The following is a 20,697-nucleotide window of genomic DNA, read 5'->3' on the forward strand; positions in this document are numbered from 1 at the left end:
GCGCGCCGGCGTGCGGCCTCTCATTGCCTATCACTCAATAAAAACCATCACCCAACGGGGAAGGGGAACCAACGTGTCTTCAGACAACAAAGCGACCGTGAGGAAGCTGACCACCAAGCTGGCGGCCGTGCTGCTGGCAGGGGCCTCGCCCCTGGCGATCTCGACCATCGCGCACGCACAGGACGCTGAAGTCGAAGAGCTCATCGTCACCGGCATCCGCGGTTCGCAGATGAAGTCGGTGGACGTGAAGCGGACCGAAACCGCTCTCGTGGACGCCATTTCGTCGGAAGACATCGGCAAGCTGCCGGACGTCACCATCGCCGACGCCCTGCAGCGCGTGTCGGGCATCCAGATCCAGCGCAACGCCGGTGAAGGCGCCACCGTCAACATCCGCGGCCTGAAGCAGGTCATCACCCTGCTGAACGGCGAACAGTACCTCAGCGCCGGCAACATGGGCGAAGCCCAGCCGAACCTGACCGACGTTCCCGCCCAGCTGATGAACCAGGTGCTGGTCTACAAGAGCACCGACCCGAACAACGCCCTGTCGGGCATCTCGGGCACCATCGACCTGCGCACGCGTCGCCCCTTCCAGATGGCCTCGGGCCTGCAGCTGAGCGGCGGCGCCGAGTATCAGCGCGGCGACGACACCAAGAAGGACGACTGGCTGGTCAACGCCCTGGCCTCCTGGCGCAACGATCGCGTGGGCGCCCTCGTTGGCGTGGCGGCGAGCAACGCCAACCTGGGCAACAACTATTCGGGCACCGTCTCCCTGTCGGGCAACAACGACTGGGGCGGCTCGAACCCGAACAACTTCATCTCACCGCACGGCTTCGAGAGCTTCGCCCGCACCGTCGAGCGTGAGCGTCTGGCCGTGAACGGCGCCTTCGAATTCGACCTGGGCGAAGGCTTCACCCTGGTCGCCGAAGGCTTCTACGCCAAGCTCGACGAGTATGACCGCAAGGTCGGGGTCAACATCTCCAACCGCTGGTCCGGCGACGCCTTCGGCGTGTGGACCCGTCCGAGCGTGTCGCAGAACACGGGCGTCAGCAGCGGCGGCCGTCCGTGGCTTGCCGTCGACGAGTACGACATCGACGCCTGGTGGGTGAACTCCTTCTCGGTGAACCGCGTCACCAAGTCGGAAACCAAGAACTTCAACGTCGAGCTGAACTACGACAACGACGGCCCGTTCACGGCTGAAGTGCGCGCCATCTATGCTGACGGCGACCGTCTCAGCATGAACGGCCAGGCCCAGGGCGACCTGAGCAACTGGCGCTATGCGCCGGGCCGCTTCAACCTGTTCCGGGACGCGACCGACCGCACCCGCGGCACTTTCTACCCGGCGGCCATCGCCGCCAAGTTCCCGACCCGTTACACCAACGGCATCGTCGGCAGCGCCGGCGGCCGCTTCGTCGATCCGAACCCGTTGGGCTACGGCGAGAACCCGCAGCTCCACTATAATATCTCGGGCGACAAGGCGATCTGGAGCGGCTTCGACCGTCCGATCAGCGGCGGCCTCGGCGCCGGCAAGACGCTGAAGGACTACATGGCCAACAAGGACAGCTACGCGATCGGCGCGTTCTCGTCCGAAGGCAACAATGAGATCCAGTCGGAAATGTCGGTGTTCCGCGCCGACGGTCACTACAAGTTCCAGGACGAGCCGTTCCTGGGCTTCATCACCAATATCGACGTGGGCGCGCGCATCAGCGACCGCTCGGTCGAGGCCGAGCAGTTCCACCTGTTCTCCGGCTTCTACGGCGGCGTTCCGGGTGCGGTGCAGGCCAACGGCACGCCCGTTCCGGCCGGCGGCTGCGAGGCTCAGTGGAAGGCCATCGACGTCGTGATGGACCAGAGCCAGTGCCAGGCTGGCGAATTCATCATCGATCCGCTGACCGGCGCGCGGAAATTCCAGCCCTACACGGTCAACGCTCCGACCCGCCTCGACACCTACAACAACGTCATCTGGGTCGATAACTACGGCGGCGTCACCGCCGGCCTGCCTGGCGTGTGGGCGGTCGATCCGCGCGACTTCGACAACCCGGCGGCCTTCCACAAGAAGGTGTTCGGCGGCGCCATTCGCGTCACCGTTCCGGGTGAATCCTACGACGTCGATCTGCGCGAGCAGAGCGGCTACGTGGCGACCAACTTCGCCCTCGGCAAGCTGTCGGGCGACATGGGTCTGAAGCTGATCCGCACCGAACTGCTGGTGCGCCAGAACATCACCGGCGAGACCCGCAACTATGGCGACACCAACGCCGACGCGGGCGACACGGTCACCCGTCGCAAGTACACCGATCTGCTGCCGTCGATTAACGCCCAGTACGCGATCACCGACAGCCTGAAGGCGCGCTTCTCGTACTCCAAGACGATGCAGCCGCTCGACCTGCTCAACTACGGCGGCGCGCTTAAGATCAACACGGCCGACGATCCGGGCCTTGGCATCCGCATCGTCACCAGCGCAGAGGCCAAGGGCAACCCGAACCTCGACCCCTGGCGTTCGGACAACTTCGACGCCGCTTTGGAATACTATGTGGGCCAGGCCTCGATGGTCTCGGTGTCGGCCTTCCTGCTGAAGATCGACAGCTTCGTCACCAGCGGCGTGACCAGCGGCAGCTTCCCCGATCAGGACGGCGTCATTCGCCGCCCGGTCAACGTCACCCTGCCCATCCAGGGCGACGGTGGTGAGGTGAAGGGTTTGGAAGTCGGCGCCAAGGTCGCCATGAGCGACTTCATCACGTCGCCGATCCTCGAAAACTTCGGCTTCGACACCAACTACACTTACTCGCCCAGCGAGGAGTCGCGCACCGGCGTCGATGGCGAAAAGCTGCCCTTCCTCCAGAACTCCAAGAACCAGTTCAACCTGATCGGCTGGTACCAGGACGACAAGCTGCAGGTCCGCGTGGCCTACAACTACCGCAGCGCTCGCCTGCAAGAGGTGATGAGCAACAACATCCCGATCTTCCAAGACTCCACGAGCTATGTGGACGTGAACGTCAGCTACGCTGTGCGTGACAACGTGACCGTCTACTTCAACGGCTCCAACGTCACGGGCGAGATCGAGAACTACTACGCTCGCTTCACCAAGGGTCAGACGCAGTACGTCTGGCAGAACGAGTTCGAGCCTCGCTACACCCTGGGCGTCCGCGCCCGCTGGTAAGCGAAGGTTTCAGAGCGTTGAAGGGCCGCCGTGACAAACCTCACGGCGGCCTTTTTTATGCAGGGAAAGATCGGACCGGGAGGCCGACGTGGTGGACAACCGCATCCAGAGCATCGTCATCGTCGGCGGGGGCACCGCCGGCTGGATGGCCGCCGCCAGCCTGCGGCGGCATTTCCATAGGCTGCCGGTCGAGATCACCCTCGTCGAGTCCGCCGAGATCGGCACGATCGGCGTGGGCGAGGCGACCATCCCCACCATCCGGCGCTTCTACCAGGCCCTCGGTCTGAGTGATCTGGATGTGCTGAAGGCGACCCAGGGGACGTGCAAGCTAGGCATTCAGTTTCGCGACTGGAACGCGCCGGGATCGTCGTTCGTCCACCCGTTCGGCCTCTACGGTCAGGAGCTTCGCGGGGTGGGCTTTCATCACTACTGGCTGAAGATGCGCCAAGCCGGAAAGGCTGGGCCGCTGGGCGAATACAGCCTCGGCGCCAGCCTGGCCGCGGCCAGCAAATTCACCACCCCATCGCCCAATCCGCCGTCCAGCCTGTCGGTCTTCGACTGGGCCCTGCATTTCGACGCCGGGCTGTTCGCTCAGCTGATGCGCAAGACCGCCGAGGCGGACGGCGTGCGGCGGATCGAAGGCACCATCGGCAAGGTCAATCAGCGCGCCGAGGATGGCTTCATCACCTCGGTTGAGCTGAACGACGGCCGTGTGGTCGAGGGCGAGCTGTTCATCGACTGCTCCGGTTTCCGCGGCCTGCTGATCGAGCAGACCCTGAAGACCGGCTACGAGGATTGGAGCGACTGGCTGTTCTGCGACCGCGCCCTGGCGGTGCAGAGCGTGGGCGCCCCCAACCCGCCCTCCTATACCGACGTCCTTGCCCTATCGTCCGGCTGGCGCTGGCGCATTCCGCTGCGCCACCGGTTCGGCAACGGCTATGTCTATTCCAGCCGCTTCATCGACGACGATAAGGCCAAGGCCGAGCTGGTCTCGACCATCCCCGACAAGCTGCTGTTCGAGCCGCGTCCCATCCGGTTCATGCCCGGGCGGCGGATCAAGGCCTGGAACAAGAACTGCGTCACCTTAGGTCTGGCTTCCGGGTTCCTGGAGCCGCTGGAAAGCACCAGCATCGCCCTGATCGAGACGGGCATCGAGAAGATCAAGCAGCTGTTCCCAGACCGCCGCTTCGACCCGCGCCTGGTCGACGAATTCAACGACTGGTCCCGGCGCGAGTTCGAACGCGTCCGCGACTTCATCATCCTGCACTACAAGGCCGCGCAACGGGCCGACACGCCGTTCTGGCGCCATTGCCGGGACGCCGAAATCCCCGACACCCTGGCCCACAAGATCGAGATGTTCCGCAGCCGCGGGCACTTCGTTCGCTACCGCTGGGAAATGTTTTCTCCGCCGAGCTGGCTGGCGATCTATGACGGCTTCGGCATCATGCCGGATGACTACGACCCGGCCGTGGACACGCTCGACGCCGACGGGCTGGCCCGCAGCATGGAAGATATGCGCCGCGCCGTCGCCAAGACCGTCGCGGACGCCCCTGCCCACCAGGATTTCCTGGAACGCTACTGCGGCCCTTATCTGCCGGAGTTGGAAGAGGCGACGGCTTAAGTGTCGAAGCTATGAAGGTTGTTCACCCGGGGCGGAGCTGAGAGGCTGGAGTTGCGACACAACAACTTCTAGCTCCGGAGGCCCCGGATGAACGTCCATAAGAATGCTCGGCTGACGCCAGTTGGTCGAGCCTTGATGATCAGCCGTATTGAGGATGACAGCTGGCCGGTGGCTCGGGCAGCGTCGGCGAGCGGCGTATCACGACGCTGCGCCTACCGATGGCTGGCCCGACATCGCACGGGTGATCGGCAATTGCATGACCGCAGTTCAGCGCCGCGGCGATGCCCCCTTCGTGTCTCGGCGGACCGCCAGGCCCAGATCGAAGCGATGCGCCGCCAGCGGATGACCGGACCGGTCATAGCCCGGGGGCTGGGCATGGCCCGCTCGACTGTCGGCCTGGTCTTGCGTCGCCTGGGTCTGGGCAAACTGAAGATGCTTGAGCCCAAGGCTCCAGTCATCCGCTATGAGCGCTCACGGCCTGGCGAGCTGATCCATCTGGACATCAAGAAGCTCAATCGGTTCACCACCGAAGGTCACCGCATCACCAAAGATCGCCGACTGGGTCGATCATACCGCGCCGGCTGGGAGTTCCTGCACGTCTGCGTCGATGACGCCTCGCGTCTGGCCTACACGGAAATCTTGGGGTCCGAGCGGCAGGACGACACGACCGCCTTCCTGCAACGCGCTCTGGCCTGGCTCAGCCGACAAGGCGTCCAGGTCGAGCGGGTGATGACCGACAACGGCGCAGCCTACTGCTCAAGGCAGTTCGCCGCCGCTCTCAAACTCGCCGGAGCCCGGCATCTCAGAACCCGGCCCTACACCCCACGCACCAATGGCAAGGCCGAACGCTTCATCCAGACCAGCCTGCGTGAATGGGCCTACGCCAGACCCTATTCCTCTTCCGACGAACGCGCACGCGCCGTTACGGCTTGGACCGACAGCTACAACCTGGCTCGACCACACTCCGGCATCGCTGGCCTCACACCCTGGCAGCGTGTGACCAACCTTCTTGGAAACGACACTTAAGCCGGGCCTGCGATAGTCCCTGTCCCCGACGAACGCCGGGCGAACCAATAAGAAAAGATCCAAGGAAGCGGCCATGACGGACACCAATCCCAACGCGATCAGGAAGATCGTCATTATCGGCGGCGGTTCCGCCGGGTGGATTTCCGCCGCCATGCTCAGCCATTATTTCCAGGACGGCTCCTGCGAGATCGAGCTGGTGGAATCTGAGGAGATCGGCACCGTCGGCGTCGGCGAGTCCACGATCCCGCCGTTCCTGCAACTGATCAACAGCCTGGGCATCGACGAGCGCGAGTTCATCCAGGCGACCCAGGCCAGCTTCAAGTTGGCGATCCGGTTCGAGAACTGGCGCAAGAAGGACGAGGTCTATTACCACCCGTTCGGAAAGATCGGCGGTCCGATCGGCGCTAACGAATTCTATCACTGCTGGCTTCGCGCCAAGGCCAACGGCCATCCCTCATCCCTGATCGACTTCGCCCCGGCGGGCGTGATGGCGGACCAATGGAAGTTCATGCTGCCCTCGCAGGCCCAGGGAACGCCTGCCGCAAGCGCCAGCTACGCTGTCCATATCGACGCTCATCTGATCGCCAAGTACCTCCGTAACTTCGCCGAGACGCGCGGGGTCAAGCGCATCGAGGGGATGGTCAACGATGTGGTCACGCGCGCTGATGGCGGCATCGAGAAGGTCATCTTGCGCGATGGCCGCGAGGTCGCTGGCGAGATGTTCGTCGACTGCTCGGGCTTCCGTTCGATCCTCAACGGCAAGACCTTGGGCACCGAGTTTCTGGACTGGTCCGACGTGCTGCTTTGCGATCGGGCCGTGGCCACCCAGACCATCAACATCAACCCGCCGCATCCCTACACCCTGGCCGCCGCCCAGGATTTCGGTTGGCGGTGGCGCATCCCGCTGCAGCATCGGGCGGGCAACGGCTACGTTTTCTGCAGCAAGTACTGCAGTGACGACGAAGCCGTCGCCACCCTGCTCAGCCAGGTCGAGGGTGAGGTGCTGCGCGAGCCCTGGGTGCTGGGTTTCAAGAGCGGCATGCGCAAGCAATTGTGGAACAAGAACTGCATCGCTGTCGGCCTGGCGGGCGGCTTCATCGAGCCGCTGGAATCAACCGCCTTGCACCTGATCTATCGCGGCATGGACTTCCTGCTGCGCTTCTTCCCGGACAAGAGCTTCGATCCGGCTCTGGCGGCGGAATACAATCGCCGCATGGCCATGGATTATGAGGAGATTCGCGACTTCATCGTCCTGCACTACCGCACGTCCGAGCGTGACGACACGCCGTTCTGGCGCGCCTATCGGGAGGTGGAGCTGCCGCAGAGCCTGAAAGAGCGCATCGAACTGTTCCGCGCCCACGGCGTGCTGCGCGACGGCGTCGACGACATGTTCCGTGCCCCGTCCTGGCAGTCCGTGATGGAGGGCATGGGCATTCGGCCGAAGCGGTATCAGCAGCTCGTTGACCGGGTTCCCTATTCGGTCATCGAGGAGATCATGGACAAGGCCGGACCCATGATGAAGTCCTTCGTGGATCGCCTGCCCAGCCACGATGAGTTCCTGAAGACCCATTGCCCCGCGCCGGTCCCCGAAACGGTGTCGCGGCCAGCGGCCAAGGCATGATCGGCGCTCTGTCGCGGCGGGCCTTCCTGGCGACCGGGCTGGCCGCCGTGGCGACGCCGGCCCTGGCGGCGCGCTCGCCGTGGCCGCTGGGCGTGCAGCTATGGTCGGTTCATGCCGAGCTAACCGCCGACTTCGAGCCGACGCTGCGGAGGCTGGCGAAGATCGGCTATGCGCGGGTGGAGACGGCGGGCCTGCATGGCCGCACCCCTAAGGTCTTCCGCAAGGCCTTGGACGAGGCCGGCCTGACCTGCGACAGCGCCCACGTCTCCATGCCCGACCTGCGCGACAATCCCGACGCCGCCATCGCCATGGCGCGCGACTTGGGCGCGAAATACCTGGTGTGCGGCTCGCCGGCGCCGTTGCGGCCCCTCCAGAAGGGGCTGGACTGGAACACCGCCCTGGCGCGGGCCATGACCCTGGATGACTGGAAGCACAACGCCGAACTGCTGAACCGCTTCGACGCCATGGCGGCCAAGGCCGGCCTGCGGATGGGCTACCACAACCACCTGGCCGAGGCCGGGCTCTATGAGGGCGTTCGCGCCTATGACGTCCTGCTGGCGCGCACCCAGCCCGATCTGGTCTGCATGGAGCTGGACGTGGCCTGGGCGGCGGCGGGCGGGCTCGATCCGGCGGCCTTGATCAAGGCGCATGGCGCGCGGATCGAGCTGCTGCATCTGAAGGACCTGATGGCTAGGCCCGACCCGGGCCGGGTGATCACCACGACCGAAGTCGGCCGTGGCGTGATCGACTGGACGGCGGTCATCGCCGCCGCCCGCGCGGCCGGCGTCCGCGCCGCCTTCGTGGAGCAGGAGCCGCCCTATGCGCGGCCGGTGCTGGAGTCCCTGCGCATCAGCCGGGACTTCCTCATCGGCTAACCCAGGAGCAGCCAGGCGATCAGCACCCAGATCGGGATGCAGACCACCAGGGCGAAGACGATCGTCCGCCGCACCGACCAGGGTCGATTGTGGGGCGGAGGCTGTCGGCCGCCATGGAAATGCGGGACCACCTCGGCGTCGGAGCGCGGGTCATCGGGGCTGGACCAGAAGCGCCGGACGGCGCGAGCCAGAGCACGCAGCATCGCCTACTCCTCGCAGGCCACGACCCACCGCCAGTGCAGGCGGTGCAGGGCGCTGGCGCTGATCCAGGCGTGGACGGTTCCCGCGGCGGCGAGGCCCAGGCCGAGCAGGGCCATGGGCAGCTCAGGCTGCAGGGCGGTCAGGGCGATCATCATGCCGATGGCCAGGAGCGCGCCCGCCGTCATGTTGATGCGCAGGATGATCCGCCACAGGCTGATGGAGGTCGGAAGGCGGCAGCCCATGATCAGGCCTCGCACCGGGCAGACAGTCGCGCGAACAGGACGTCCAGCCGCGCCGAGGCGCAGGCCGCCGGGGCGGTCTCGGGGGAGCGCCAGCGATGCAGCAGGCCGGCCGCGGGCGCCGTGACCTCGGCGTCGATCTCGATCGTCTCGAACTCGTAATAGACGAGGCTGTTCTGATCGATCTTGGCGAACAGGCTGCGCACGTCGGGGCCGCCGTTCGCCGCCCGCACCTTCATCACATCGCCCATGTCGCCCTCCCCGCGTCTTGTGGTGGGGACAGGTGCCATGAGCGTGGCGGCAATTCACGATGGTGAAGCTTAGATTTTACAATGCTTTACATTTGAATTCATTGGGGAATTTCAGCTTCTCTGGGCAGCGGGCTCACATCTTTGCGCGCATGGAACGCGACACTTCGTCCGGCGGTCGAGCGCATTTTGGGGTTGCGTCGGGCCAAGCTTCACTAGACTAGGCGCCAGCTCGCCGCTATCGCCGGAGGCGAGCGACGGGGGTTGGCGAATGCAGGTCGCCCTGCTCGACGATGACGAGACACACAACGCGCTCACCCGCGGCCTGCTCGAGGCGGCGGGCTGGACCTGCGCGAGCTTCACCCGTCCCCAGGACTTCCTGACCGCCTTCCGCCGCCAGACCTTCGACCTGGTGATGGTCGACTGGAACATGCCCGGCATGGACGGGCTGCAGGTGATCGCCGCACTGAACGGCCTGCCGGCGACGCCTCCGCCAGTGCTGTTGGTGACCAGCCGTTCCCAGGAGAGCGACGTGGTGGCCGGCCTCAACGCGGGCGCCGACGACTACATCGTCAAGCCGGCCGATCCGGCGGTGCTGCTGGCGCGGGTCAACGCCCTGGTGCGCCGCCTGACCCGGACCCTGTCCACCGACGCCGCCGAGACCTTCGGCCTGTACCGGCTCGATCCCGCCAGCGACACGGTCCATGTGGACGACGAGGCGGTGGTCATGACCGCCAAGGAATTCCAGCTGGCGCGCCAGTTGTTCGCCAACGTCGGCCGGGCCCTGTCGCGCGAGTATTTGCTGCACAAGATCTGGGGCCAGCGTCCCGATCTGGAGAGCCGCACCCTCGACGCCCACGTTTCGCGCGTGCGCAGCAAGCTGTCGCTGCGGCCGGACAACGGCTTTCGTCTCGTGACCGTCTACGGCTTCGGCTACCGCCTGGAGTCCTGCGAGACGGCCGCCGCCCCCATGAGCCTGCAAGACCAATGAAAGCACCCGCCCTCGCCCTGGCCGCGCTCGTCGCCCTCGCCACGCCGGCCCTGGCCGCTCCCGCGCCGCAGCCGGCCGAGACGCCCATCGCCTACGTCGTGCGCCAGGGGGACAACCTGTACACCCTGGCGCAGCGCTATCTGATCCAGCTGAACGACTACAAGCGGGTGCGCACCGCCAGCGGCGTGCGCAACGTGCGCGCCTTGCGGGTAGGCTCCACCCTGAAGATCGAGCCCCAGCTGCTGCGCTTCGAGCCGATCGAGGCGCGGCTGGTGGCGGTCAGCGGCGCGGTCACCTTGCAGGACGCCCGGGGCGGTTCGGCTCCGGCCGTGCGCGACGCCCAGGTCTTCGAGGGCCATCGCCTGATCACCGGGGCCAACGCCTTCGCCACCTTCCAGCTGGCCGACGGCTCGCGTGTCACCCTGCCGTCCAACTCGCGCATGCGGATCGTGCAGATGCGCCGCCTGTTGCTGGACGGCAGCCTGCAGCGCCTGTTCGAACTGGAAAGCGGCCGCAGCGGCATCAGCGCCACCCCGGCGGAGAACGCCGGCTCGCAGTTCCGTGTCCGCACGCCCCTGTCGGTGACGGCGGTTCGCGGCACCGAGTTCCGCGTGGTCCACGCCGAGGCCGGCGCCCGCTCGGCCACCGAGGTGATCGAGGGTCTGGTCGGGGTCGGCTCGGCCGCCGCCGCCACGCCGGAGACCTCCGTGAAGGCCGCCTTCGGCGTCACCGCCGGCGCCCAGGGAATCAACACGCCCTCGGCCCTGTTGCCGGCGCCCGATCTCGCGCCCGGCGGGGCGGTGCAGGAAGACCCGCAACTGCGTTTCGCCGCCAAGCCGGCGGAGGGCGCGGTCAGCTATCGCTTCCAGTTGGCCAATGACGCCGGCTTCGTCGACATCTTCGCCGAGGGCGACAGCCAGGACGGCCAGGCGGCGTTCCCGTCCGTCCGCGACGGCACCTACTTCGTCCGACTGACGGCTCTGGACAGCAGCGGCCTGGAAGGCCTGCCCAGCGTCTACAGCTTCGACCGCACGCTCAATGTGCTGGAGCCCGGCGCGCCGCCGCAGCCGGAAGGCGACCGCAAGATGCGCCGCTTCCTGTTCCGCTGGAACGCCACGGGCGAAGGCGTGCGCACCTATCGCTTCCAGCTGTCGGCCGACCCGCAGATGAAGACCCTGACGGTGGATCAGCCGGGCCTGACCCAGCCACAGGCGACGGTGACCAATCTGGCGGCGGGCGCCTGGTACTGGCGCGTGGTGTCGATCCGCTACAAGGACGGCGCCTTCACCCAGAAGCTTGGCCCGGTCCAGCTACTGCGCATCGGGCAGTAGGCCGTGCAGGCGGCGCGCCAGGCTTTGCGGGGCGTCAGCCGGCGCGTCCTGACCGAGTGGGCGGCCGTCGCCGTGGTCTCGACCCTGCTGGTGGCGATCCTGGGCGGGTTCTCGCTGACCAGCCGCGCCGACAACCTGCTCCACGACGTGGCGGCCCGGCTGTTTCCGCGCCCCGCCAGCGCCGACATCCTGGTTGTAGCGATCGACGACGCCAGCCTGGCGCAGCTCGGCGCCTGGCCGTGGCCACGCGAACGGCACGCCGCCCTGATCCGCCGTCTCGGCGAGGCCGAGCCTCGGGCGGTGCTCTACGACGTTCTTTTCACCGAGGGGGCGGCCGATCCGGCGCAGGATGCGGCCCTGGCCGAGGCCATGGCGGGGACGAAGGTCTACCTGCCCGTGCTCGCCGGTCCGGCGACGATACCGCCCGTGCCGATTCTCGCCGTCAAGGCCGTCGGAACAGGCGCGGTGGATGTTCACCTGGACGCCGACGGTCTGGTGCGGCGCGCGGCCTTCGGGACGGCGCCGGCGCCGCCCCTGGCCTGGGTGCTGGCTTCCGACCTCACTTCCTCATCGTCGCCCGCGCCGACGTCGCCGCCCCTCATCCGCTTCGCCGATCCGAATGCGGGCTATCCCACCGTGTCGTTCGCCAGCGTTCTGGCGGGCGAGGTCCCGGGCAGCTTCCTGAAGGGGCGCATCGTCCTGGTCGGCGCCACGGCGGCGGGCCTGGGCGAGCGCTTCCCGACACCGCTCAGCGGCGGGGCGGCGAACATGCCGGGGGTCGAGCTGCAGGCCAATGTCATCGACAACCTGCTGGGCGGACACATCATCCGGGACGCTCCCCGCGCGCTGGTGATCGGGGCCTGCGTCCTGCCCCTGTGGGTTCTGCTGGGAGCTTTCCTGCTGGCGCCGCCGCGCTGGACGCTGGTGCTGGGCGCCGGTCTGGCCGTGCTGCTGCTGGGCGTCAGCTTCGCCGCCTATGGCCTTGGGCTGTGGCTGCCGCCCGTCGCGGGCGTGGCGGGGCTCGCCCTGGTGTTCCCCCTGTGGGGCTGGCGCCGTCTGGCCGCTGCCAGCGATGGCCTGGCGCTGGAGCTGGCGCGGCTGAAGGCGCGTCTGGCGGGCAGCGAAACCACCGTCGTCTCCGGCGACGGCGGCGGCGACGTCCTGGCCCGGCAGATGGAGGACATCAGTCTGGCCATCGAGCAGGTCGACGACCTGCGCCGGTTCGCCGCCGACGCGCTATTCAGCTTGCCCGACGCGACCCTGGTGCTCGATCCGGATCGCCGGGTGCTGGCCGCCAACGGCGCGGCGCGCGCCCTGTTCGGCGAGGCTGTCCGCGGGCTGTCCGCTCCGGACCTGATCGCCGGCCTGTCGCCCCGGCAGGGACCTGATCTGACGGTCTGGCCGCCGCGCGCCGCCGCGCCGCCCGTCGAGCTGATCCTGACCGACGGCCGCGTCTTTGAGTTGCAATCGGTGTGGCGCCTGGACGAGGCCGGCGCGCCCGCCGGCTGGATCGTGAGGCTGGCCGATGTGACCCAGCTGAAGGCCGCCCTGCGCCATCGCGAGCAGGCGCTGCAGCTTCTGACCCACGACATGCGCTCGCCCCAGACCTCGATCCTGGCCCTGCTGCAGACGCAGCCGGAACAGGCTGGCGGCCTGGGCGATCGCATCGCCGCCTATGCCCGGCGCACCCTGGCCCTGGCGGACGGCTTCGTGCGGCTGGCCCGCGCCGAGGACGCCGCGCCGCGCCTGGAGGAGGTCGATCTCAGCGACGTGTTGGTGGAGGCGGCGGACGAGCTTTGGCCGCAGAGCCGCCAGCGTGGCATGACCATAGCCCAGTCAGGTCTGGATCAGCCGCGCTGGGTGCGTGGCGACCGCGAGATCCTGACCCGCGTCTTCGTCAATCTGCTGAGCAATGCGGTGAAATACGGACCGGAGGGCTCGACCATCCGCCTGACCGCATCGGCGGCGCCCGGTGTTGTCGAGGTGGAGGTGGCGGACGAAGGTTCCGGCTTCACCGCCGAGGAACAGGCGGCCCTGTTTAGCGCCTTCTTGGCCTTCGAGCGGCCGCAGGCGCAGACGGAGGCCGTCGGTCTGGGGCTGGCCTTCGTACACACCGCCGTGACGCGCCATGGCGGCCAGGTCGCCCTGCGCAGCGCTCCGGAAACGGGCGCGGTGTTCGTGGTCAGCTTGCCGGCGGCGTGACCGGCAGGGCGGCGTCCAGCAGCCGGTTCAGGGTCTTGGCGTCGACCGCCTTGCGGTGGTCGGTGGCGGTGACCTGGAACGCGGGCAGGCCCGTGGCGGCGTCCAGGCCGACGACCGACAAGGACTGGCCGGCGCGCGGCTGACCCATGCGCGAGCGGCCGGGGGCGGCGATCCAGGCCTTGGGCGTCTCTTCCGCGCCCGCGCCGGCCGAAACGCCGACGGCGGCCGGCAGGTCGTTGAGCGCCACCTGGATCAGGATCTGGGGCTTCTCGCTGGCTGGCTGGGCGCCCAGGGCCTGAAGCCGGGTCATCACCGGCTGGTCGGCGGGCCCGATGGTTTCCGGGACGGTCAGCAGGGCCACGCGCTTGCCGCGCACGGCGCCGATGTCGCCCTTGGCGATGACTTGCGGCGGCTTGGCGCAGGCCGTCACGGTCAGGGCGAGGCAAAGGGCTAGACTGGCGCGCATCATCAGGACGTCCCCCCGGATCGTTTCGGCGACTATCTAGCCTCGCAGTGCGGGGCTTGCCCAGCTAAGAGCAAAGGGACCGTCGCCGGAAGCTTCACCATGCCGCACCCGTTCCACTTCGCCTTCCACGTCACCGACCTCGACGCCGCGCGCCGCTTCTACGGCGATGTGCTGGGATGCCGGGAAGGGCGCAGCACCGAGACCTGGGTGGATTTCGACTTCTTCGGCCACCAGCTCTCCCTGCACCTCGGGGAGCCCTTCGCCACCAGCCGCACGGGCAAGGTGGGCGAGCACATGGTGCTGATGCCGCACTTCGGCGTGGTCCTGCCGATGGCGGAATGGATGGCGCTCAGCGAGCGGCTGGTCGCCGCCGGCACGGTGTTCGAGATCCCGCCGGTGGTCCGCTTCGAAGGTCAGCCGGGCGAGCAGCGGACCATGTTCTTCATCGACCCCAGCGGCAATCCCATCGAGATCAAGGGCTTCGCCGACATGGACGCGGTCTTCGCCCAATGACGACCATCGCCTTCGCCAGCCGCCAGCCCGCCGAGGCGGAGGCGCAATGGTTGGCCGCCCTGTCCGCCGCCATGCCGGAGTTGTCGGTGCGTGCGTTGCGCGATCTCGACGCCGAGGCGAGGCGCAAGGTCGAGGTCGCCATCGTCGCCAATCCCGATCCGGCCGATCTGGCGCTGCTGCCGAACCTGAAATGGATTCACTCGACCTGGGCCGGGGTCGAACGCCTGGTGGCCGAGTTGGGCGCCGGCGCGCCGCCCATCGTGCGTCTGGTCGACCCGGAACTGGCCCGGACCATGGCCGAGGCGGTGATCGCCTGGACCTACTATCTGCAACGCGACATGCCGGCCTACGCCGCCGTCCAACAGGCGCGGCGCTGGGAGCCGCGACCCTATCGTCGGCCGGGTGAGACCACGGTCGGCCTGCTCGGCCTCGGCGCCCTGGGTGTCGCGGCCGCGCGGCGTCTCTCGGAAGCCGGGTTCAAGGTCATGGGCTGGAGCCGGACGCCCAAGGACATCCCGGGCGTCGATGCGCGCACCGAACTGCCAGGGGTGCTGTCGGCCTCCGACATCGTGGTCTGCCTGACACCGCTGACCGATCAGACCCGAGGGCTGCTGAACGCGGAGCGTCTGGGCTGGATGAAGCCCGGCGCAGGCCTGATCAACTTCGCCCGAGGCCCGATCGTCGTGACCGGCGACCTGCTGGCCGCGCTCGACACGGCGCATCTGTCCCACGCCGTGCTCGACGTCTTCGACCAGGAGCCGTTGCCGGCGGATTCGCCCCTGTGGAGTCATCGGTCGGTAACGGTCCTGCCGCATATCTCGGCGGTGACCGATCGGGGGACGGCCTCGGCGATCGTCGCCGACAACATCCGCCGCTGGCTGTCGCAAGGCGTGCTGCCGCAAACGGTGGACATGGCCAGGGGCTACTGACCGCCGCCGTTGACACCCCGGCGCGGGTCGGCGATCCCAAGGACAGGGGAGAGGCGAGTCTGATGCACGGCAAACGCGTTCTGGTCACCGGCGGCGCCGGTTTCATCGGCTCTCACCTTTGCGAGCGGCTGCTCGAGGCCGGGCATGAGGTCCTTTGCCTGGACAACTACTACACCGGCTCACGCCGCAACGTGGCGCACCTGCTGGACAACCCGGCCTTCGAGCTGCTCCGTCACGACGTGACCTTCCCGCTCTTCGTCGAAGTGGACGAGATCTACAATCTCGCCTGCCCGGCCAGCCCCATCCACTACCAGCACGACCCGGTGCAGACGACCAAGACGTCGGTCCACGGGGCGATCAACATGCTGGGCCTGGCCAAGCGTCGCCGCGCCAAGATTTTCCAGGCCTCCACCAGCGAGGTCTATGGCGACCCGACCTGGCATCCGCAGCCGGAGGAGTACTGGGGCAATGTGAACCCCATCGGCATCCGCTCCTGCTACGACGAAGGCAAGCGCTGCGCCGAGACCCTGTTCTTCGACTACCACCGCCAGCACAAGCTGCGGATCAAGGTGGCGCGGATCTTCAACACCTACGGACCGCGCATGCATCCAAATGACGGGCGCGTGGTGTCGAACTTCATCGTCCAGGCCCTGAAGGGCGAGGACATCACCCTCTATGGCGACGGCGCCCAGACGCGCTCGTTCTGCTATGTCGACGACCTGGTCGAGGGCTTCCTGCGCCTGATGGGGACCGATGACGACGTCACCGGACCGATCAACCTGGGCAACCCCGGCGAATTCACCATCAAGGCCCTGGCCGAGAAGGTGATCGCCCTGACCGGCTCGTCCTCGAAGCTGGTCTTCAAGCCGCTGCCCTCGGACGATCCGCGCCAGCGCCAGCCCAATATCGACAAGGCCCGGGGCCTGCTCGACTGGGAGCCGGCGGTTCATCTGGAAGACGGCCTGCGCAAGACCATCGCCTATTTCGACGGTCTGCTGTCCGAGAACGCCGCGGCCTGACGCGGGGGAACCTCAGCCGCTGACAGCGCATTCGTGCTCCGAGGTCGCTTGTGACCAAGGAGGAAATCATCATGCGTACCATCGCTGTGGTGCTGCTGTCGGCAGCCGCCCTGACCAGCCTCTCCGCTTGCGCCAGCAGCGGCTACGGCAACCGCTATTCGTCCTATGAAGACCGCTGCCGCGGCGAGCGCGCCAACCAGCGCGCCGCGGGCACCGTCGCCGGCGCCGCCCTGGGCGCCCTGGCCGGCAGCGCCATCGCCGGCAACAGCTCCAACACCGCCGGCACCATCGCTGGCGGCGTGGTCGGCGGCGTCGTCGGCAACCAGGTCGCCAAGGGCGATCCCTGCCCCGGCGACTATTATCGCTAAGCCTACTGCCGCCTCATGAAGCGGTCCTCGAAACCGCCGGCGGAAGTCGGCGGGGACGAGGTGGAGACGGGTGCGGGTTCGTCGTCCGACAGGTCGATGACTCGCACTTCCGCATGTCGGTAGCCTAGCTCGGCGGCCCGCCGTTCAGCGTCGGCTCCGCTGCCCACCAGCTCGGTGTGGCTGGGCGAGCGATCGCCCACGCTGTCAAAGGCTTCGACGCAAAACCGCTGGACCATGGAACCGCTCCTTCCCGGAGGCAACGCCAGGTTGCGCGGAGCGTTCCGCGTCGCGGCTCAGGCGGTCGCCGCGGCGGCTGATCCTCGTCTCCGGTCGTCGAGACAGGAAATCCCCCAGATCAGCAGCCCGCCCAGCGCCAGACCGCAGCCGACCCAGCCGGTCGATGTCCAGCCATAGCCGGCGGCGACCGCCATGCCGCCCAGCCATGGGCCGATGGCGTTGGCCGTGTTGAAGGCGCTGTGGTTCAGGGCCGCTCCCAGGGTCTGGGCGTCTCCCGATACGTCCATCAGGCGGGTCTGCAGGATCGAGCCCAGCCCGCCGCCGCAGCCGATCAGGAACACGCAGAGGATCATCGACCACAGGTGCCCGGCCGCGAAGGGGTAGAGGGCCAGGGCGCCGGCGCTCCACAACAGGAGTCCGCCGGCCGCCGGCATCTGGGCGCGGTCGGCGGCCCAGGCCCCGACCAGGTTGCCCACGGTCATGCCGATGCCGAACACCGCGAAGACGATGGCGGTCGTCTGGGCGGAGACGCCGGTCACCGCCATCAGGGTCGAGGCCAGATAGGCGTAGACCGCGAACATGCCGCCAAAGCCGATCGCGCCGATGCCGAGCGTCAGCCAGACCTGTCCACGCTTCAAGGCCCCGAGCTCGCGCAGCGGGCTGGCCGCGGGGTCGCCGGCGTCCTTGGGCGCGAAGAGGTGGACCAGCGTCATGGTCACGGCGGCCAGAGCCGCGACGATGGCGAAGGTCCAGCGCCAGCCGAATGCCAGGCTGACCGTCTTGGCGAAGGGCACGCCGATGATGGTGGCGATGGTCAGGCCCATCAGCACCCGCGCCACCGCCTGCGCGCGGCGTTCGGGCGGCACAAGAGAGGCGGCCACCAGGGCGGCGACGCCGAAATAGGCGCCGTGCGGCACGCCGCTTAGGAAGCGGAACGCCAGCATCCACTCATAGCTTGGCGCGACCGCCGACAGTCCGTTGCCCAGGGCGAACAGGCCCATCAGGCCGATCAGCAGGGTGTGGCGCGGCAGGCGCGCGCCCAGCACCGCCAGCAGGGGCGCCCCGATCACCACGCCCAGGGCGTAGGCGCTGATCACATGACCGGCGGTGGGCTCGTCGATCCGCAGTCCGGCGGCGAAGTCAGGCAACACCCCCATGGCCGCGAACTCGGTGGTGCCGATGGCGAAGCCGCCCATGCTGAGCGCCAGCAGGGCCAGGCGCACATGGGCGGGATTTCCGGCGCGCGCAGGCGCCGAAGGGGTGGTCGAGGCTGTCATTTCGCGGCTCGTCAGGCCGACAGGTGTGGCCCGGGAAATCTGGGGGAGGGAACGCCTTTCAGCGCCTCGCCCACATAGGCCTTCGCCGCCGCGATGCAAACTCGCAGGGCGGGTTTGCGGAATCTATTTCGCCGGTCGATGAATTGAGCGTCGGTTCAGGCGACGGGCGGTCGCACCTTGGCCTCCAGGCCGCCCCCGTCGCGGTTGGCGATCGACAGGGCCCCACCGAAGCGGCGCAGCAGGCGGTCGGCGGTGGGGATGCCGAGGCCAAAGCCGGCCGTGTCGCGCGCCCGCGCCGGGTCGCCCCGGAAGAACGGCTCATAGACCCGCGCCAGGCTTTCCGGCGACAGGCCGGGTCCGTCGTCGAGCACGGTGAGCAAGGGGGCGTCGTCCGCCATCTCCAGGCGCACCGTCGCGCTGCCGCCATGGCGCACGGCGTTGTCGACCAGCTGGACCAGGGCCTGCTCCAGCGGGCCGCGATGAGCGTGCGTCACCAGAGTGGCGGGGCCTTCATAGCGCGCGGTTTTGGGCCACCGGGCCAGCACCTGCTGGACGAGGGCGGCCAGATCCGTCTCCTCCGCCGTGCTGGGCTGGTGCTGGGCGCGCAACCAGGCCGACAAGGAGCGCAGCATCTCCTCCAGTTCGTCCACATTGTCGGACACCAGGCCGCGCACATCCGCCGGTCCGATCAGGTCGGAGGCCAGCTTCAGCCGGCTCAGCGGCGTGCGCAGGTCGTGGCTTAGGGCCTCCATGGCCCGCGCCTCGTCCTCGATGAGGGTGGTGATGCGCCCCTGCATGTCGTTGAAGGCGCGGCCTAGGTCGGCCAGTTCGGGCGGCCCTTCGGGCGTCACCACAACGGCCGGCCCCTGACCGACGCGGCGGGCGGCCTGCGCCAGGCGGCGCAGGGGCGCGCCCATCTGGCGGAGCGCCCAAGCGCCCAGCGCCACGCAGGCGAGGGAGAACACCAGCGTCGTGGCGACCGCCCGCAGGGCGATCGGCCAGCTGCGCGGGAAGTCGCTGGAGCGGAAGGTCAGCCAGCGCCCATCCTTCAGCGCCATGGCGCCGATCAGATCGTGCCGGCCGCCGGGAGAGGCTTCGGTCCACAGCCGCAGCGGCCGTCCAGCCAGGGACGGCTCCCACAGACGAACATAGCCCTCGATGGCCTCGGCGTTCCGGTCGCGACGTTCCGGCCAGTCAGGCTGTCGGTCGCCGATCGACGCTTCCAAATAACGGCTGGTCATCACGTCGTGGAGGTTCGCATCCAGCTCGCTGACGCGGTCGCCGACCACCAGGAATTCGGCGATGCGGCGGGCGTGATCCTCACGCAGGGTCTGGCGGTCGATCGCCTGGTAGAAGGCCACGCTCGCCAGCAGCTGGACCACCACCACGGCCACGACGACCAGGATGGAGCGGGCGACGAAGCTTCCATGAAAAGGAGGCGATTCTTTCAAGAGCCGGGCCATGACGAAGGTCTACACGAGGACAGAGGCGGCGGGCCACAGCAAGCCGTGGCTACGCGCCGATCTTTTCAATTTCATCGAATAATAGATCGGATTTTATCCAACTACATCGGCATCCAGGGTCCGCTTACCAATGATCTCACCGGCGGGGGGAACAGTCAGTCCCGCCAAGCGCCAACGCGAAATCAACGGAGACGACCATGACCATCACCGCCACCCCGACCGCCGCCCCCACCCCCGCCAAGGGTCTGCTCACCCCGAACGATCACGCCCTGATCCTCATCGACTTCCAGTCGCAGATGGCCTTCGCCACCAAGTCGATCGCCCCCGAACTGCTGCGCAACAACGCTTCGCTGGTGGCCCAGGCCGCTGCCGGCTTCAAGGTCCCGACCATCCTGACCACGGTCGCCGAGAAGAGCTTCTCCGGCCCGATGTTCGAAGAGGTCACCGCGCCTTTCCCCGGCCAGAAGCTGCTGGACCGCACCTCGATGAACACCTGGGAAGACGCCGCGGTCATCGAGGAGGTAAACCGCATCGGCAAGCAGCGCCTGGTCTTCGCCGGTCTGTGGACCAGCGTCTGCATCGTCGGCCCGGTGCTGTCGGCGCTTGAGCAGGGCTTCGAGGCCTATGTCATCACCGACGCCTCGGGCGACATCTCCGAAGAAGCGCATGAACGCGCCGTGGCCCGCATGGTCCAGGCCGGCGCCCGCCCGATCACCTCGCTGCAATATCTGCTCGAGCTGCAACGCGACTGGGCCCGCGCCGAAACCTACGACCTGACCACGGGCATCGCCCGCAAGGTGGGCGGCGCCTACGGCATCGGCATCACCTACGCCAAGTCCATGTTCGGCGCCTCGGAAGGCGGCCACTGAACCCGGCCGGGCGCCGCCTCGCGCGCCGCCCGCCTCCCCCACATCAA

At 67.9% G+C, this 20,697-nt stretch carries 20 protein-coding genes; 13 read left to right on the plus strand and 7 right to left on the minus strand.

Translation table 11 applies throughout. From position 1 onward, the window contains the following. Positions 1-97: 97 nt before the first annotated feature. The 5 genes from ABOZ73_RS11210 to ABOZ73_RS11230 all read left to right on the plus strand — a co-directional run bounded on the left by ABOZ73_RS11210 (position 98) and on the right by ABOZ73_RS11230 (position 8,297). A complete protein-coding gene (locus ABOZ73_RS11210) occupies positions 98-3,154 on the plus strand; it encodes a TonB-dependent receptor (RefSeq protein ID WP_369058231.1) in 3,057 nt (1,018 codons plus the stop codon). A gap of 88 nt (positions 3,155-3,242) precedes the next feature. After that, positions 3,243-4,775, plus strand: coding sequence for a tryptophan halogenase family protein (locus tag ABOZ73_RS11215; RefSeq protein ID WP_369058232.1), 1,533 nt, complete (start codon positions 3,243-3,245; stop codon positions 4,773-4,775). Positions 4,776-4,862: 87 nt separating this feature from the next. After that, positions 4,863-5,801, plus strand: a complete 939-nt coding sequence (locus ABOZ73_RS11220; RefSeq protein ID WP_369058233.1) for an IS481 family transposase — start codon at positions 4,863-4,865, stop codon at positions 5,799-5,801. A gap of 73 nt (positions 5,802-5,874) precedes the next feature. Then, positions 5,875-7,422: a tryptophan halogenase family protein gene (locus ABOZ73_RS11225; protein ID WP_369058234.1), complete on the plus strand. Its 1,548-nt coding sequence runs from the start codon at positions 5,875-5,877 to the stop codon at positions 7,420-7,422. Further along, positions 7,419-8,297 (plus strand): sugar phosphate isomerase/epimerase family protein, encoded by an 879-nt coding sequence (locus tag ABOZ73_RS11230; protein ID WP_369058235.1) that lies wholly within the window; start codon positions 7,419-7,421, stop codon positions 8,295-8,297. The genes ABOZ73_RS11225 and ABOZ73_RS11230 overlap by 4 nt, the downstream gene beginning before the upstream one ends. Here the strand turns inward: ABOZ73_RS11230 and ABOZ73_RS11235 are convergent. Genes ABOZ73_RS11235 through ABOZ73_RS11245 form a run of 3 tightly spaced genes read right to left on the minus strand, consistent with a single transcriptional unit; the run spans position 8,294 to position 8,988 of the window. Continuing rightward, positions 8,294-8,500: a hypothetical protein gene (locus tag ABOZ73_RS11235; RefSeq protein ID WP_369058236.1), complete on the minus strand. Its 207-nt coding sequence runs from the start codon at positions 8,498-8,500 to the stop codon at positions 8,294-8,296. The two genes, ABOZ73_RS11230 and ABOZ73_RS11235, sit on opposite strands and share 4 nt — an antisense overlap. Before the next feature lie 3 nt (positions 8,501-8,503). Beyond that, the gene (locus tag ABOZ73_RS11240; RefSeq protein ID WP_369058237.1) at positions 8,504-8,740 is read right to left on the minus strand and encodes a hypothetical protein; all 237 of its coding nucleotides are present in this window, start codon (positions 8,738-8,740) and stop codon (positions 8,504-8,506) included. A gap of 2 nt (positions 8,741-8,742) precedes the next feature. After that, the gene (locus tag ABOZ73_RS11245; RefSeq protein ID WP_369058238.1) at positions 8,743-8,988 is read right to left on the minus strand and encodes a hypothetical protein; all 246 of its coding nucleotides are present in this window, start codon (positions 8,986-8,988) and stop codon (positions 8,743-8,745) included. Positions 8,989-9,256: 268 nt separating this feature from the next. On the opposite strand from ABOZ73_RS11245, the gene ABOZ73_RS11250 reads away from it, so the two are divergent. Genes ABOZ73_RS11250 through ABOZ73_RS11260 form a run of 3 tightly spaced genes read left to right on the plus strand, consistent with a single transcriptional unit; the run spans position 9,257 to position 13,509 of the window. Continuing rightward, entirely contained in the window at positions 9,257-9,976 is a 720-nt protein-coding gene (locus tag ABOZ73_RS11250) for a response regulator transcription factor (protein WP_369058239.1), read from the plus strand. Beyond that, entirely contained in the window at positions 9,973-11,307 is a 1,335-nt protein-coding gene (locus tag ABOZ73_RS11255) for a FecR domain-containing protein (protein ID WP_369058240.1), read from the plus strand. Before ABOZ73_RS11250 ends, ABOZ73_RS11255 begins: the two co-directional genes overlap by 4 nt. A 3-nt stretch (positions 11,308-11,310) precedes the next feature. Next, positions 11,311-13,509, plus strand: coding sequence for a CHASE2 domain-containing protein (locus ABOZ73_RS11260; protein WP_369058241.1), 2,199 nt, complete (start codon positions 11,311-11,313; stop codon positions 13,507-13,509). Here ABOZ73_RS11260 and ABOZ73_RS11265 read toward each other — a convergent pair. Next, positions 13,490-13,978 (minus strand): hypothetical protein, encoded by a 489-nt coding sequence (locus ABOZ73_RS11265; protein ID WP_369058242.1) that lies wholly within the window; start codon positions 13,976-13,978, stop codon positions 13,490-13,492. The genes ABOZ73_RS11260 and ABOZ73_RS11265 overlap by 20 nt on opposite strands. A 96-nt stretch (positions 13,979-14,074) precedes the next feature. On the opposite strand from ABOZ73_RS11265, the gene ABOZ73_RS11270 reads away from it, so the two are divergent. The 4 genes from ABOZ73_RS11270 to ABOZ73_RS11285 all read left to right on the plus strand — a co-directional run bounded on the left by ABOZ73_RS11270 (position 14,075) and on the right by ABOZ73_RS11285 (position 16,804). Further along, positions 14,075-14,488 carry a VOC family protein gene (locus tag ABOZ73_RS11270; protein WP_369058243.1) on the plus strand — a complete coding sequence of 138 codons (414 nt, stop codon included), beginning with the start codon at positions 14,075-14,077 and terminating at the stop codon, positions 14,486-14,488. Beyond that, a complete protein-coding gene (locus ABOZ73_RS11275; RefSeq protein ID WP_369058244.1) occupies positions 14,485-15,417 on the plus strand; it encodes a 2-hydroxyacid dehydrogenase in 933 nt (310 codons plus the stop codon). Before ABOZ73_RS11270 ends, ABOZ73_RS11275 begins: the two co-directional genes overlap by 4 nt. Before the next feature lie 62 nt (positions 15,418-15,479). Further along, positions 15,480-16,436: a UDP-glucuronic acid decarboxylase family protein gene (locus ABOZ73_RS11280; RefSeq protein ID WP_369058245.1), complete on the plus strand. Its 957-nt coding sequence runs from the start codon at positions 15,480-15,482 to the stop codon at positions 16,434-16,436. A gap of 71 nt (positions 16,437-16,507) precedes the next feature. Beyond that, positions 16,508-16,804, plus strand: a complete 297-nt coding sequence (locus ABOZ73_RS11285) for a glycine zipper 2TM domain-containing protein (protein WP_369058246.1) — start codon at positions 16,508-16,510, stop codon at positions 16,802-16,804. 2 nt (positions 16,805-16,806) lie between these two features. Here the strand turns inward: ABOZ73_RS11285 and ABOZ73_RS11290 are convergent, their stop codons facing one another. From ABOZ73_RS11290 to ABOZ73_RS11300, 3 genes are all read right to left on the minus strand, one after another. Further along, positions 16,807-17,040 carry a hypothetical protein gene (locus ABOZ73_RS11290; RefSeq protein ID WP_369058247.1) on the minus strand — a complete coding sequence of 78 codons (234 nt, stop codon included), beginning with the start codon at positions 17,038-17,040 and terminating at the stop codon, positions 16,807-16,809. A gap of 57 nt (positions 17,041-17,097) precedes the next feature. Then, entirely contained in the window at positions 17,098-18,318 is a 1,221-nt protein-coding gene (locus tag ABOZ73_RS11295) for an MFS transporter (protein WP_369058248.1), read from the minus strand. 155 nt (positions 18,319-18,473) lie between these two features. Beyond that, on the minus strand, positions 18,474-19,769 hold the full coding sequence (locus ABOZ73_RS11300) for an ATP-binding protein (RefSeq protein ID WP_369058249.1): 1,296 nt from the start codon (positions 19,767-19,769) through the stop codon (positions 18,474-18,476). 209 nt (positions 19,770-19,978) lie between these two features. Here ABOZ73_RS11300 and ABOZ73_RS11305 point away from each other — a divergent pair, with 209 nt between their 5' ends. Beyond that, a complete protein-coding gene (locus tag ABOZ73_RS11305; RefSeq protein ID WP_369058250.1) occupies positions 19,979-20,650 on the plus strand; it encodes a hydrolase in 672 nt (223 codons plus the stop codon). Positions 20,651-20,697 lie beyond the last annotated feature (47 nt).

This window comes from Caulobacter sp. 73W (genome assembly GCF_041021955.1).
Classification (GTDB): domain Bacteria; phylum Pseudomonadota; class Alphaproteobacteria; order Caulobacterales; family Caulobacteraceae; genus Caulobacter.

Bases quoted from the DNA above. Each gene is read 5' to 3' on its own strand.
- ABOZ73_RS11290 (WP_369058247.1), bottom strand. From the start codon at position 17,040: ATGGTCCAGCGGTTTTGCGTCGAAGCCTTTGACAGCGTGGGCGATCGC.
- ABOZ73_RS11295 (WP_369058248.1), bottom strand. From the start codon at position 18,318: ATGACAGCCTCGACCACCCCTTCGGCGCCTGCGCGCGCCGGAAATCCC.
- ABOZ73_RS11255 (WP_369058240.1), top strand. From the start codon at position 9,973: ATGAAAGCACCCGCCCTCGCCCTGGCCGCGCTCGTCGCCCTCGCCACG.
- ABOZ73_RS11280 (WP_369058245.1), top strand. From the start codon at position 15,480: ATGCACGGCAAACGCGTTCTGGTCACCGGCGGCGCCGGTTTCATCGGC.
- ABOZ73_RS11220 (WP_369058233.1), top strand. From the start codon at position 4,863: ATGAACGTCCATAAGAATGCTCGGCTGACGCCAGTTGGTCGAGCCTTG.
- ABOZ73_RS11265 (WP_369058242.1), bottom strand. From the start codon at position 13,978: ATGATGCGCGCCAGTCTAGCCCTTTGCCTCGCCCTGACCGTGACGGCC.
- ABOZ73_RS11225 (WP_369058234.1), top strand. From the start codon at position 5,875: ATGACGGACACCAATCCCAACGCGATCAGGAAGATCGTCATTATCGGC.
- ABOZ73_RS11230 (WP_369058235.1), top strand. From the start codon at position 7,419: ATGATCGGCGCTCTGTCGCGGCGGGCCTTCCTGGCGACCGGGCTGGCC.
- ABOZ73_RS11285 (WP_369058246.1), top strand. From the start codon at position 16,508: ATGCGTACCATCGCTGTGGTGCTGCTGTCGGCAGCCGCCCTGACCAGC.
- ABOZ73_RS11240 (WP_369058237.1), bottom strand. From the start codon at position 8,740: ATGGGCTGCCGCCTTCCGACCTCCATCAGCCTGTGGCGGATCATCCTG.
- ABOZ73_RS11245 (WP_369058238.1), bottom strand. From the start codon at position 8,988: ATGGGCGATGTGATGAAGGTGCGGGCGGCGAACGGCGGCCCCGACGTG.
- ABOZ73_RS11305 (WP_369058250.1), top strand. From the start codon at position 19,979: ATGACCATCACCGCCACCCCGACCGCCGCCCCCACCCCCGCCAAGGGT.
- ABOZ73_RS11275 (WP_369058244.1), top strand. From the start codon at position 14,485: ATGACGACCATCGCCTTCGCCAGCCGCCAGCCCGCCGAGGCGGAGGCG.
- ABOZ73_RS11250 (WP_369058239.1), top strand. From the start codon at position 9,257: ATGCAGGTCGCCCTGCTCGACGATGACGAGACACACAACGCGCTCACC.
- ABOZ73_RS11235 (WP_369058236.1), bottom strand. From the start codon at position 8,500: ATGCTGCGTGCTCTGGCTCGCGCCGTCCGGCGCTTCTGGTCCAGCCCC.
- ABOZ73_RS11270 (WP_369058243.1), top strand. From the start codon at position 14,075: ATGCCGCACCCGTTCCACTTCGCCTTCCACGTCACCGACCTCGACGCC.